The organism is Oscillospiraceae bacterium MB08-C2-2 (assembly GCA_035621215.1).
GTDB lineage: Bacteria > Bacillota > Clostridia > Oscillospirales > Ruminococcaceae > WRAV01.
This window is the reverse complement of sequence record CP141729.1, coordinates 2,982,554-2,995,547: the sequence shown is the minus strand read 5'-3', so window position 1 is coordinate 2,995,547 and position 12,994 is coordinate 2,982,554. Positions and strand designations below refer to the sequence as shown.

The 12,994-nt window shown below is 48.5% G+C and carries 11 protein-coding genes and 1 pseudogene; 2 read left to right on the top strand and 10 right to left on the bottom strand.

What is annotated here, in order from left to right:
* The first annotated feature begins 15 nt into the window (after positions 1–15).
* On the top strand, positions 16–402 hold the full coding sequence (locus U6B65_13500; GenBank protein WRS27326.1) for a thioesterase family protein: 387 nt from the start codon (positions 16–18) through the stop codon (positions 400–402).
* A gap of 66 nt (positions 403–468) precedes the next feature.
* On the opposite strand, the gene pseI is transcribed toward U6B65_13500, so the two are convergent.
* From pseI to U6B65_13460, 8 genes and pseudogenes are all read right to left on the bottom strand, one after another.
* Entirely contained in the window at positions 469–2,013 is a 1,545-nt protein-coding gene (pseI, locus tag U6B65_13495; protein WRS28959.1) for a pseudaminic acid synthase, read from the bottom strand.
* Between the two features lie 195 nt (positions 2,014–2,208).
* Positions 2,209–3,777, bottom strand: a complete 1,569-nt coding sequence (locus U6B65_13490; GenBank protein WRS27325.1) for a M23 family metallopeptidase — start codon at positions 3,775–3,777, stop codon at positions 2,209–2,211.
* Between the two features lie 299 nt (positions 3,778–4,076).
* A pseudogene (locus U6B65_13485) lies at positions 4,077–4,571 on the bottom strand (sigma-70 family RNA polymerase sigma factor).
* A gap of 15 nt (positions 4,572–4,586) precedes the next feature.
* The gene (locus U6B65_13480; protein ID WRS27324.1) at positions 4,587–5,957 is read right to left on the bottom strand and encodes a recombinase family protein; all 1,371 of its coding nucleotides are present in this window, start codon (positions 5,955–5,957) and stop codon (positions 4,587–4,589) included.
* 70 nt (positions 5,958–6,027) lie between these two features.
* Complete coding sequence (locus U6B65_13475; protein WRS27323.1) at positions 6,028–6,198, bottom strand: hypothetical protein; 171 nt, start codon at positions 6,196–6,198, stop codon at positions 6,028–6,030.
* Positions 6,199–6,393: 195 nt separating this feature from the next.
* Positions 6,394–6,600, bottom strand: a complete 207-nt coding sequence (locus tag U6B65_13470) for a helix-turn-helix domain-containing protein (GenBank protein WRS27322.1) — start codon at positions 6,598–6,600, stop codon at positions 6,394–6,396.
* The gene (locus U6B65_13465) at positions 6,593–8,041 is read right to left on the bottom strand and encodes an FtsK/SpoIIIE domain-containing protein (GenBank protein ID WRS27321.1); all 1,449 of its coding nucleotides are present in this window, start codon (positions 8,039–8,041) and stop codon (positions 6,593–6,595) included. Before U6B65_13465 ends, U6B65_13470 begins: the two co-directional genes overlap by 8 nt.
* Positions 8,042–8,277: 236 nt before the next feature.
* The gene (locus U6B65_13460; protein ID WRS27320.1) at positions 8,278–8,643 is read right to left on the bottom strand and encodes a hypothetical protein; all 366 of its coding nucleotides are present in this window, start codon (positions 8,641–8,643) and stop codon (positions 8,278–8,280) included.
* A 142-nt stretch (positions 8,644–8,785) separates the two neighbouring features.
* Here U6B65_13460 and U6B65_13455 point away from each other — a divergent pair, with 142 nt between their 5' ends.
* On the top strand, positions 8,786–9,829 hold the full coding sequence (locus U6B65_13455; GenBank protein ID WRS27319.1) for a hypothetical protein: 1,044 nt from the start codon (positions 8,786–8,788) through the stop codon (positions 9,827–9,829).
* Positions 9,830–10,179: 350 nt separating this feature from the next.
* Here the strand turns inward: U6B65_13455 and U6B65_13450 are convergent, their stop codons facing one another.
* Both U6B65_13450 and U6B65_13445 read right to left on the bottom strand, forming a co-directional pair.
* Positions 10,180–12,213, bottom strand: a complete 2,034-nt coding sequence (locus U6B65_13450; GenBank protein ID WRS27318.1) for a hypothetical protein — start codon at positions 12,211–12,213, stop codon at positions 10,180–10,182.
* Complete coding sequence (locus U6B65_13445) at positions 12,210–12,737, bottom strand: hypothetical protein (GenBank protein WRS27317.1); 528 nt, start codon at positions 12,735–12,737, stop codon at positions 12,210–12,212. Before U6B65_13445 ends, U6B65_13450 begins: the two co-directional genes overlap by 4 nt.
* Positions 12,738–12,994: the final 257 nt, after the last annotated feature.

Below are 12,994 nucleotides of genomic sequence, written 5' to 3'. Positions count from 1 at the left end.
AGGAGGTATCCCTCTATGGAGCTTACAACAGGATTAACCGCCACCGCTGTTACTACGGTGACGCAGGAGAACACGGCCGCCGCGGTGGGAAGCGGCAGCGTGGCTGTTTTCGCTACCCCTATGATGATTGCCTTAATGGAAAAAGCTGCCGCCGGGTGCATTGTCCCCGCTTTACAGCCCGGGCAAACTTCGGTGGGAACGCAGATTCAGACTACCCATTCCGCCGCCACCCCCGTTGGCAAAACGGTAACGGCCACCGCCACTGTCACGCTGGTGGATCGCCGCAAGGTGGTTTTTGATGTATCCGCCCACGACGGCGCACAGGAAATCGGCAAAGGCACCCATACCCGTTTTATCGTAGAAGAAGAAGCGTTTATGGCCAAAGCACAGGGCAACGCCTAATCAAACCAATGGCGTATTGAGAAAGAAGCACCCCGGAACAAAAAAGTTCCGCGGTGCTTCTTTCTGTTATTTTTTCGACCCAAGGGACTTCTCAAAGGTGAGAAAATCCCCCGCTTCAATCTGAGCGTATCCCAGCCGCTCTGCCAGCCGCAGGGAAGGAAGATTTTGAGGATGCACGGTGCAAACCAACCGCCGAAGCAGCAGAATCTCCTTGGCCAATTTTTCCAGCCGCATGACCGCCTCCGTGGCATAACCCTTGTTTTGGCTTTGCTTCTCCCCGATCAGATAAGCAATTTCCCCGTTGCCGATTCCATAGTCGATGCTCTGAAGCCCCACCACACCTATGTTTTGGCCGCTTGCTTTCTCCTCCACCATAAAATCCAGCCGAGTGGCATCTTCAGTATACCGGCCAAACCACTGCTCCTGTCCAGAAAGGGTGACCTTGTGGGGATTTTTAAACCAGCGGATAATGGCCTCATCGCTGCGCCAGCGAGAAATATCCGCGCTATCCTCCAGACGAATACCTCGGAAAAGCAGTCGTTCCGATTCAAAGTCCAAATTTTTCAGTCGTGGTAAAAAAAGACTTTTCTCTTCAATATCCCCTAAGTGCAGCGGCTGGCCGGGTAAAAGATCACGAGCAGCGGTAGCCTCCAATACCTCGTTCCAAAAGGAGGGGCGCAGGCCGTAGCCCGGGCGCACCACCCGGACACAATTGGCCGTAAAGGGCTGTCCCTTTACAATGGGTTTGGATACAAAGATAGACTTTCGAAAGGCCAGCGAGCTTGTTTCACTGGGGGTCAGGCGGTAGCCTCCTTGGCCCCGGATTTGCCGGGCAGCTTGGGTATACCGCACCAGCTGACAGAATTCTTCCGGTTCCATGGAAAAGGCGCTGTCCGGATTTTTAATGGCCCGGCTCAGGCAAAAGTGCTTTTCCACCACACAAGCCCCCATGGAAACCGCTACCACAGCGGCAAGGCTCCCCATGGAATGATCCGACAGCCCGATCGGCACCCCGAAGCGTGCCTGCATTTCCGGGATCACCGCCAGATTCATGTCTGCCCAATTGGCCGGGTATTCGCTGCAGCATTTCAAAAGAATCACCTGCTCGTTTCCCATGCGGCGGCAGGCAACCAATGCCTCGCCGATATCCTCGGGTGAACCCAAACCGCAGGAAATCACCATGGGCTTCCCTTTAGAGGCGGTGTATTCAATCAGGGGAATATCCACCAGCTCAAAGGAGGCGATTTTATAGAATTCCACCCCCAGCTCTTCGAGAAAATCCACCGCTGTGGCATCAAAGGGAGTGGAAAGGAAATCCAGCCCCACCTTGCGGCATTCCGCCTGTATAGGGCCGTGCCACTCCCAAGGGGTATATGCCTCTTTGTATAAATCGTGGAGGGTATAACCATCCCACAGTCCGCCTTCAATGCGGAAATACTCATTATCACAGTCAAGGGTCAGAGTATCGGCGGTATAGGTCTGAATTTTCAGGCAGTCCGCTCCCGCCTCCTTGGCCGCCCGGACAATTTCAAGGGCGTTTTCCAGTTTGCCGGCATGATTGGCCGACATTTCCGCAATGGTATACACCCCTTGGGTGAGCTTTTCAAACATAGTCACGCTGCCAATTTCCTCCGTCCGATGCTTCTAGGGTATGTTTGATAAATTGCTTTGGAGGTCTAGTTGACCAGATTTTGATGCATTTCAAGGCGGAGTAGGAAGGAATGCTGACGCATTCCGACTGACAACAACGCTGAAAGGCGCAAAAGATAGTCAATCCGACACTGAATTGGATTTTTCAAACACGCCCTAGTTCCAAGCCAGTAAATCCGTTTCGATAGCTGTATAGGGATTGATGGAAACGTTGTTGACCGTTACCCCAAAATGCAGGTGCGGCCCGGTGGAAAAGCCTGTGCTGCCCACCTCGCCGATTTTCTGCCCGGTGGTCACCATATCCCCGGTGGAAACCGCAAGAGAATTCATGTGATAATACCAGCTTTTCAGGCCATACCCATGCTCAATCAAAACGGTGTTGCCGGTGAGCTGCAAATAGCCTGCATACAGCACCCGGCCATTGTTGGTCGCACCCACCCGGGTTCCCACAGGCAGGGCAATATCAGCCGCCCCGTGGACGGAGCCTTCTTTAGAGCCATTGGTATAGCGGATGGTTCCAAAGGGCGTGGTAATTTTTCCTCCCTGAACGGGCAAAATAAAGCGTCCCTCCCAGTAAGCTTCCGCATCCCGCACTTCCTTGAGCGGGTTAATAATCCGGGCATATTCCGCATTGGCCTTCTGAGAAAGAATGGTCTGCTCCGCTGTGGAAGCACTGACCGTAAGCTGCTGGACATGGAATTCTTTGTTTTGGGCACGGATGCTATATGTACCGGAAACATCCCCGCTGCTCAAAGTCAGGCTGTATTCCCCCTTCTGGGTAAAGCAGCTCACCGGCAGAAGCGCCACGTGTGTGCCGTCTCCCCGGTCAAAAAAGGTGGGGGTAAAGTTGAGATTGGTAGAGGCGGTAACGCTCTGCCCCTTGGGCACGTTATAGGCCCGCAGAATAGCAAGCTCACCGGGGTAGGTATCACTGCCCGCCACCTCAAAGGTAACCGGCAGAGTGTATTCCAGCTCCAGCGGCCAGACAACTTCGCCCCTATAGTAGGTGGAGTCGTATACAGCTGTGATTTGCGCCAGATAGCGTCCACTGGCCTCTGGCTGAAAATCCCCCGCCTGTGCAAGAGGCCCTTCAAAAACCGTTTTTCCGGCCAGCGCTATACGCACAGCGGCGGACTGAGGCTCAAGGGAAAGCTCTATCTTAGGGAAGGCGGCCTTCCCTTCCAACACAAAGCTGGGAGTGCTTTCAGCGGGAGTAAAGGCAGTACGGCAATACTTCCCATCCGGGCGGAGATAGCTGTAGGTGCTCTCGAGGGGCATAAGCTCCTGTCTGCTTTCCTCATAATCTGCAACAGCCTTCGGGATAGGGCGGTTAAGATAGAAATCCGTCCCTAAGGCTTCCCACAGTGCCCCATAGGCTTCTGTGGAAATCTGGCGGCAGTTCCCCCAAAACTGGAGAAAAAGCTTGGATTCATCCGACAGCACCCGATACAGAGTGCCGCTCCCCTCTTTGGTCTCGGTTTGGAATCGTGCTAACTCCCCGGCATCCTCCGGCGAAGCCGCTTTTGAGGATTGGATCAAAAGCTGGTTGAACGCCTCCACCAGTTTAGAATCCTCTACCCGCCGGGGCGAAAGCATTTGGGCATCCCCCGAAACGGTAAAGGCTGTCACTTTTTCTGGCGTATAGGCTCCCTGCACCGTGAGCATACCAATAGCAAGGCCTGCCAGCACCACAATCAGCAGGATCAGCTTCCATCTTTTCTTCATGGCACTCTCTCCCCTCTGCTTAATAGTATGAGTATAGCATAAAAAGCATTCGGTTTACAGACACCGGAGCAGGCTGTGCCAATAAAAAGAAAAAATCCTTCCCCGAAGGAAAGACTTAAGGGTGTAGACTTTTGTCTACACCCTCTATGTGGGGCATCCAATGCCCTCCATATTCTCCCCCGACCCGGCCACTTCGGCACAATCGGGAATTCCTGCGTCGAAATCAATTCGACTGGGCCAGAATTAATAATAAAGATACTACTTCTTTAAACCAGAGGCTTCAGGATAATCTTGCCGTATTACATCTGTTTTTTGATGCGGCTCAGGGCGGATTTTTCCAGACGGCTCACCTGTGCCTGAGAGATGCCGATTTCTTCCGCCACCTCCATTTGGGTTTTACCCACAAAAAAGCGCAGGGAAAGAATTTTCTTTTCGCGCTCGCCCAGATTTTCGATGGCTTCTTTGAGGGAAATTTCATCCAGCCAATCCTTATCGCTTTGCTTATCCCCTACCTGATCCATCACAAAAATGGTATCGCCGCCATCGGAATAGGCAGGCTCATACAGGGACATAGGCTCCACAATGGCCTCAATGGCCAGCACAACCTCTTCTTTTTTTACGCCCATTTCCTTGGCGATTTCCTCGATGGTAGGCTCTTTGAGCTGCTCGTTGACCAGCCGCTCCTTGACCTGCATGGCCCGATAGGCCGTATCCCGCATACTGCGGCTGACACGGATGCTGTTGTTATCCCGCAGGTAGCGCCGGATTTCCCCTATTATCATTGGAATGAATGTATCATGTAGAAAAAATTATAGTAATTTAAAATGAACGCCCACATGGTTATCCTTGATAACCACCTTTTCGATGCACCAGCGCACCACCTCCTGCTTTTCCTTGATGGTCATGTAGTCCCACACCTCGGACAGGCTTTCGATTTTGGAGAGGGTTTCTCTGGCCCGATTGGTGGCAGTGCCACGCTCCTGTTCCCTGATCATCTGCTTATGGAGACCCTCCAGCTCCTTCTTATGCTCCTCAATGGTCTCCAGAAGCAATTCATTTCCATCGTTGGCATAAAGGGTATACAGACGCTTGATCTTCCCCGAAACCTGCTGGTATTGCTGCTGTAGAATTTCCAGAGCGTTTGTTTCGGTGACCAGAGCTTTGTCGGGGTCCCGCTGGTCAACGGCAAACTGGAACAGACTTTTGACCACCGCATCCTCCACCTCATCGGCCCACACCTTTTCGTTGTCGCAGTCGGGGTCTTTGATCAGGTAGGCCTTGGTTTTCTGCTGGGAATAGCAGACCAGCTTGTGCCCGTTTTTGCCCCACTTCTGATACCGCATTTTGGCGCCGCAGCGGCCGCACTCCACAAGGCCGGTGAGAAGATTATCGGTGGTGGTGGTTCGCTGAACCGATCGCTGCCGCATCATCTCCATGGCTCTTTCATAGGTCTCCGCATCGATAATCGGCTGATGCTGTCCCTGATATTCCACGCCGTTGTAGCAGATGACGCCGATGTTGGTCTTTCGGGTAAGAATCTGAGTGGCCAGCCGGTCATACTTAAGGCCCACCATCTCGGCCACCCGGTTGACAGAATAGCCCTGCAAATACAGCTCATAGATACGCCGCACCGTTTCCGCATCCCGGTTGGGTACCAGAATTCCCTTATCACGGTCATAATCATAGCCAAAGGGGACGCGTCCCCCGCCCATCCACAGGCCGGTTTTAACCCGTTCCTTCATCCCCATGCGGGTACGCTCCCGAATCTGCTCCCGCTCCAGCTGGGCAAAGGCGGACATGATGCCCAGCATGGCCCGGCCCATTGAGGTGGAGGTATCCAGACTTTCATTGAGGGAGACAAAGTCAGCGTTGTGGGGATTGAACACATCCTCAATGAGGTACAAGGTATCCTTCTGGCTACGGGAAAGGCGGTCCAGCTTGTAGACGATCACATGGCTGATCCGATTCTGCTTCACATCATCGATCAGGCGCTGCATCTCCGGACGCTCAATGTTGGAGCCGGTAAACCCACCATCCACATAAAAATCATAAGCTGCAATCCGCTTGGATTTGCAGTGGGCCTCCAGCATCTCTTTCTGGGCATCGATGGAATAACCTTCCTCACGCTGGGCCTCGGTGGAAACACGGATGTATAAAGCTGCCTTTTTTTTAGGTTCCATTTCAGCACTCCCAACAAAAAAAATAGAGACTATACAGCCCCTATATTGTAACATATTCACGATAAAATTTCTACCGTTTTTGATCTGGAAGGTTCTGTGTCGAAAGCTCCGGTGCTGAGGCGTTGACACGGGCAATGACACGGCCTATAATTGCATTAACGTGATCACTTTGGGTTATGGCGACTTTGCGGAGATCGGCCTCGGAGATTTCCTGACCGCCCATATACAGCGTGACAACCATGCCATCACCTCCTTTGTAATAAGAGTATGCACCACGTTAATTGGTGGTAATCAGGTAAGGGAAAAGATTGCGGTTCAACAGAAGAATATAGCATCCGGGAGCTGGAATGTGCGGATGAGGGAGTGACCCCCTTTACGCCTTTCTGAGCGTAATGGACCCGAACTGCATATTACAAGGGTAAGATAGATAAAGTGATTACCTAAGGTGGTGCGCCACATAGTCGATGATACTGCTTTTAGGTATCAGGTATTTGCTCCCTATCTTGATATAGGGCAATTGCCCGGATCGCAACAACTCGTATGCGGTATTCTTGCTGATGCGCAACATATCACACAGGTTCGCATGGGTAACGATGTCTGGGTAGTCAGCGAATAACCCATTCACAGCTTCGATATTATTCACAAAAATCACCTCCTTCCAGTTGACTGCAATTAGGTCTTTGCTGCTTTCCACATTCAGTCGCAATGGTATCCATCGAAACACCATATTTAAATAGAATCCTTTTTGCCTCATCTGACAAATCCTCCACCTTATGCGGAATCACACGTCTTGGCTGGTTTGCAAATTTTTCGGAGATGATGTTCAGGCGAAACAGCTCATCGACAATAGCGGCAGCTCGATTGCCCATTCGAAATTGTTTCTGAATTTGATGGGCTGAAATGCTGTCACGCCCCAAAGCCCACAGAAGGACATCAGCCAGTTCTTTGGTGTCTTTTTCAACAGGCTTATCATAAAACACAATATTTTTTATAGCTTCATCAGAGACTTTCTCCGCTGTGCTGATTACAAATTTATTTGTTTCATCATAGCCAACAGGCGGAACAGCGAGTATTTGTTTGATTTCTTCAGGCGCTACATATGCGCCTTGAAGGGATTGAACACCTTTTTGTGATTTAAAGAGCATCGCCCCCTCACCGGGCAGCTTTTCTGCCCCAGCAAACCCGAGCGCCGTTGAAGAATTATGATGATTGGCGCATTGAAACGCTATCCGGCAGATAATCTCACTCAAATCCACTTTGGCATTCTTCAGCGTAGGATCATGAGTTGCCAAAATCATGCTGATCTTGGCTTTGCGGCCTCGACGCAACAAATGGTTTACTGCTGTCACTAATTTTTTCGCCGCCTGTTTATCGTCCACATGAGAGATCATGGAAAGAAATTCGTCTATGATACAAACGAGGAACGGCTTGTTGTGCAGTTCATTTTCATCTAGGCTCAACCGCTGTTCCATTTCATCAACCACTTGATCGAATACTCTGATGCCTGTTTCGATATCCTTTATAACCGGATGGGAAAGATTGGGAATATCATTGAATAGTGACAAGCTATTTGCACCGATATCGAACAACAACAGATTTACATCCGAAACGGGGCAAGCAACAATGATGCTCACGATAATACATTGGAGTGCCACACTCTTGCCGGTTCCGGTTGGACCGGCAACTAATAAATGCGGCATAGCTGCCAGATCAACAACAACCATATTTCCTCGCAGATCATATCCAAGAGCAAGAGAGAGCATCATATTGCTGTTAGTGAAAATTGGGCTACGCAGTATTTTAAGCAAGCGATTTTCACTAACCTTATGCTCGGAGAGTGCGATACGGATAAATATTCCCTCTTTGAATGGGTGAAAAAAGGGGAGCCCCATTGCAACCTGAACATCGTTGGCACGATCAAGAATTGTTTGAACTCTGGTGCCGGGGGCTAGCCTGATGGTAAAGACATACCTCTGCAAGTCATAAATAACCTGCACCGCTGTCACCGTAATATCAGCGCCATGGTGTCGATAGTGTTTTCTAATTTTATTGGCAAGCCTGTTCGCCCTCTTCATATAATTCATATGGAACAACTCCTTATTTTAAAATATCGTTCCTTCTTTCATACATTTGGTCTAAGATTCAGATGCCAATTACCCGCTCAAGTAAAGATAGAGCGGAATAATAGAATATCAAAGTAAACGAATGAACGAAGCAACGTGTTGTTGGTCTATTTCCAGCCGATCTTCTTTGCGGTTGTGATAGTTGGCGGGAAGCCCAGGAGAAGAATTGGCTCAGGGGCACCCAACCTCATTTAAGGCTACCGCAGCTTTGATGTACGGCCGCCGGGAAAGAACTTACTTTCCGCATACATTTCTGTTATTTTTAGTATAGTTGATGCCGAATCCCGAATGATATCGTCGACCCAGTCAGAGCAATTGATCTTCTTGGACTTGCCTTTCTTCTTGCTCTTTTTCCGAGATTTTTTTTTAGGCTTCTTCTTAGATTTTGGAAGCTTGTCCAACGCTTTTTCTCTTTTTTTCTTTTTTTTAGATTTCTTTTTCTTTTTTCGCTTTTCCTGATCGCGGATTAGTCGGTAGACTTCTTGTGCAATCTGGCTGTCAGCTGAAGCAGAGGCCATGTCGGATTCCACTGGGAAAACTGTATAGGTGCCGTCTGGTGTCATAATGCTTTTCTCCTCTCTCTATGGTGCTGATTGGTTTCTCATGGTACAAGCATAAAATATCAAATATAGGGCTTCAACGCAGGACAGAACCGGACATACGCGGACGCTTGCGGACAACCCGTTTGGAAAGAGGTGCAATACGTTGACTTTTAGCAAGTTTGCGCAAATTTTATATCCATATCTTGGAACAAACAAAAAGCCCTCTGAGTTTGTCGTTTTTTTGACCGCCCAAATCATGAAGGATTCTTTTGTGGATGCAGATTTTCCTCTTGCCAACAAACAAGATGATACGCTTAGAAGAATTTTCAACGGAACAAAAGATTTAAGCCGCAAGGATGCCATATGGATTCTCTCACATTTAGATTCCGAAAACTTTAAGGGGTTTTTGTCGGAATTACCAAACCATGTGCTTAAGCGAATTGGTGATGATATATGGGAAAATAAAAAGATCGATACATATACCGAAAATGACATCATTGATGAATGTAACGATCTCTTTGTGTTAATCTTGAAAGAACTGGCTACCTATGCTAGCAAGGCCAATTCAATTAATGCTAAGTCTCATAGTGAACTGGTATCGGAAGCGATGCTTGGCATCTTTAATCAAGCAATACGTGATTATTCGGTTGCGGATTTCATTAATAATGAATTATTCAAGGTGTACCGGCCTTTTGTTCTAAACACTTGCATGGATCAGCCGCCAATGATTGATGATTTTGTCATGGATGACAATGCTTTAAAGCGTCTGAAAGAGTCTTCCAATGATTCTCCAAACACCGGTGAAACACCGTCGACTATTAAGATGGTCTCCCTATCAATAGTAAGACAATTTATTGAATACGTTGAAACAAAGATCATAGTCCCATTTGTGCTTGACCAAGAAGGGAGCATTTATCAACAGATTCAACAGTTCGGGCAGCTTCTTGAAAATTATCACGAGTATATATGTAAGCACATTGTATTATCTGGTGACATTATAAAACTGAGAAACAGCACCATTGAGCTGATGATGGAATTCTACTCTCAATCCATGGATTACCGCTTTAAAATCAGCTCATTGCATGAAAAGATCTGTGGCATCTCATTAGTACCGCCATTGCCAAAAGCTGAAGAAGATGCAGATATTTCTGAGCAAGAAGCTTTTGATGCTCTGATCAGCCAGTTTGGTGCCTATTTCCATTTATAGATAGAGAGCAACGGCGATCCCCCGCCTTTTGGCAGGAGGATCGCCGTCAAACTTGCCGGAGTCTATGTTTGCTGTATACTATAAAAAAGATGGCGTCTATCGTTCCATCACTCATTTCATCCTTCATCTCAATGGCATAAATGAGCGATGCTTCAAATTGCTGACGGTGGACGATGGAACCACATACGGACAGAAGAACCGATAGAAGGCCCCCTCTTTCCCAAATGAGGGCCCCTCTGAAGACAGGACTGGTCGCAGTGGTCAGCCTACAGACATATCACAGTCGGAGGCGGCTTTGGTCAGGGTAAGTTTTCCAAACAAAAAAGGCCCCCATGGTGGAGGCCCAAATACTACATCCTGTCGGTTACAACGGAAGCAAACCGCTCTATTACTTTTTTATCGTGTTCATTTGCAATGTCCAGCATTTCTTGCAGGATAGCGGTATTGTTATAATCCCTGCGCAGCATTTCAGTAAGCAGCGCAAACCGATACTGCGGATTGTGGGCATTGCTTTTTTGTTTTGCCTCCAGCTCACGGTCATTAAACTCACCCAGATTTTCTTGTCGGAAAACAATCGGAACCTCAAAATCCGGAAGTGCCAAACCGTTATCACTCAGAATGAGAGCCACTGTGTTAAAAATATGGGTGCACCCCACCGTTACAGCGCTCTCAAAGCCTCGGCAGGTTGCGGGGTCCTTAAACAGCTTTTCCTCAAGGCTGTTTATTTCGGAATTGTTCATGGATTTTATGATTCCGTCTCCAAGGGAATGCACTGCCCCGCTAGCGGCGTTGAGTACCCCTGCGCCTACGGCACCCTTGATGGCTCCTTCTATTCCGAAGCCGCCGCCGATCCACTGTCCCCGACCCGCCTGCGAGTAGGCACGCTTGATCTGCAATTCGGAGGCCCTCTCCTCAATGCGCCGAACCTTTTTGAGGAAAGCCGGTATTTTATCCTCCAGCGCCAAACGATCCGTGCACAGGTTATACAGGGCTTCCGCATCATAGATATCGATTCCGAATTTTAAGAGCACCCCCGTGCCCCACATGAGAGCAAGCATTAAACAGGTGCTGTAGATTTTTTCAATTCTGGCCATGAGCATGCCAAAGCTTGTCATGTGCTCATAGTAAAGCTGGTTAAACTGGTCAACAATCATTTGCCGCTTGCGCGCTGTCGCATTGATGATATAGATGCCTTGCCAGCCCTCTTTGGAGCAGGATAGCTCGTAGCCGCCGCTTAGTGCAAAGTGAAGCTCCGGCAAGTATACAGGTATAACCAGTATATCCTCAACAGCATATTGGGCCAGAATATCCCGGGCGGCCTCCTGCATGGAGCCGGTGCTGTTGGTTGCGACATCAGACAGATAATCGCACGCCCGGTTATAGTTATAAGGAAAAAGGACCGATTCATACCTGCCCTGGAGGCTGCATAGCGCTACCACGTATCTGGAATTGTATTCGCCTAGAATTGCGGCAGCCTCATAAGAGGAAATTGCCTTTTCATCGTCCCGTGAAACACTGTCTTTGCCATAGATTTTCACGGCGATATTGTGGTAGGACCACCCTAGGGCCTTTGCGGCCGAATCTTTGTCACTGTCGTCGTTGTCATAGTATTGCTTGCCATAATAAGCGGACTTGAGTAAGTTAACCGGAACCCCCTCCCGCCCATGGGAATAATACTCCCAAAGTCTTTTTTGAGCCTCGGCATAGCCGCCGCCTTCCATTTCCGAAGCTGCTGCAAATGCTTGTGAAGCCGGTACAAATTTGCCCATCTTTTCGTAGCTAAGGCCCGACAAATATTGAATGGCGCCGCAAAGCTCATTGGAAAGAGCATAGGCTTCTTTCATGTCAATGGATTCAAAGATGGCCGCCGCTTTTTCAGCGTCATCCTTTTCCAGCGTCACGACGCCCTTATAATACTCGATATACACATCCTCATCCGGCCCGCCGCCTTTTGCCTTGGCCAGACAGGCAAGGGCCCTGTCATAATCCTTGGAGCCCATTGAAATATCGCTGATGCCAAACAACTCTACAATGGCAGGGACAAAGCCTTTTTGCGCAAACAGCTCCACATATTTTTGATGGAGAGATATGTCCTTTAGCTGGCCATCATCCGAAGTAAGCTCCAGCAAATCAAGCATGGCCGCCTGATGGCCTCTTTCGGCGACGGCAATCAATTTGCTTGCGGCAATCTCCCGATCGATGCTGTCGGCTTCCTCCTTGCCCAACAGGCGTATGGCATCCTGATAAAGCTTTTGGGGACTGTCCTGCTTTAAGCTGGATACATGGGAGCTGCGCTGTACCTTCTCCTTAATCTTGAAATACAATGCGTAAAAAGGAGCCATAATTATGAAAAGTGCCACCAGGATTATGATGATATAAATCATAGCACCGCTCCTTTTAACGTAGTCACCTCGGAAGCTCTTTTGGTCCAAAACTCCTGTAAAGATTTGATCACTGCGTCAGCGTTTTCACTATATGGAAGGTTCAATTTGACAATCCCATACTCTATGGATTTCACTGTATAGACAGCTTCAATATAATCCATGCGCACCTTTTCGGCATCCCAAACCAAAACATCGAGAAACCCTCCGTAACTCTTGTTTTCTTTCAGCTCCCGGATATTTTCCTTGCCACCCAGACCAATGGTAAGGATCAGATTCTTGTCGTTAAGCATCCGGATTTTTTCCCACATGGATTTGACTTTTTCTACTTTTTCTTCGCTTCCATATCTTGCTTTCAGAGCCTCCAGTTCTTTCCGGGCATTTTCCTTCTTTTCAATGGGATCAAAAACAATCTCCCGTATTTTTTCAAAGATGGTCACAGGGATTCCAATCACAATCAGAACAAGTAAAACCTTGACCCACACAGGCAAGCGTAAAAATATTGCGAAAATCAGTTTCAAGTCCATATTCTTCACCCTTAATCATGTATTTGTATAAATTCTCCGAGTCTCCTGATACCGTTTTGTCCCCTCCATCATCACGCCCTCCCTTATGATCCCCGGCATAATTATTTGTGTTCCCTCTAAAACCGCAGATTTCTTGCGTATCTACCAAAATTATACATAAGAATCATGCGCAATTCAAGAACCAAACGTAGGATTCTACTGAAAATTTAAGCCGTACTCGTCAAATGCTTATACTAAAATCAGTATAGCAACAGGAG

Bases quoted from the DNA above. Each gene is read 5' to 3' on its own strand.
- pseI (WRS28959.1), bottom strand. From the start codon at position 2,013: ATGTTTGAAAAGCTCACCCAAGGGGTGTATACCATTGCGGAAATGTCG.
- U6B65_13460 (WRS27320.1), bottom strand. From the start codon at position 8,643: ATGACACCAGACGGCACCTATACAGTTTTCCCAGTGGAATCCGACATG.
- U6B65_13480 (WRS27324.1), bottom strand. From the start codon at position 5,957: ATGGAACCTAAAAAAAAGGCAGCTTTATACATCCGTGTTTCCACCGAG.
- U6B65_13445 (WRS27317.1), bottom strand. From the start codon at position 12,737: ATGGACTTGAAACTGATTTTCGCAATATTTTTACGCTTGCCTGTGTGG.
- U6B65_13475 (WRS27323.1), bottom strand. From the start codon at position 6,198: ATGGTTGTCACGCTGTATATGGGCGGTCAGGAAATCTCCGAGGCCGAT.
- U6B65_13490 (WRS27325.1), bottom strand. From the start codon at position 3,777: ATGAAGAAAAGATGGAAGCTGATCCTGCTGATTGTGGTGCTGGCAGGC.
- U6B65_13465 (WRS27321.1), bottom strand. From the start codon at position 8,041: ATGAATTATATGAAGAGGGCGAACAGGCTTGCCAATAAAATTAGAAAA.
- U6B65_13500 (WRS27326.1), top strand. From the start codon at position 16: ATGGAGCTTACAACAGGATTAACCGCCACCGCTGTTACTACGGTGACG.
- U6B65_13450 (WRS27318.1), bottom strand. From the start codon at position 12,213: ATGATTTATATCATCATAATCCTGGTGGCACTTTTCATAATTATGGCT.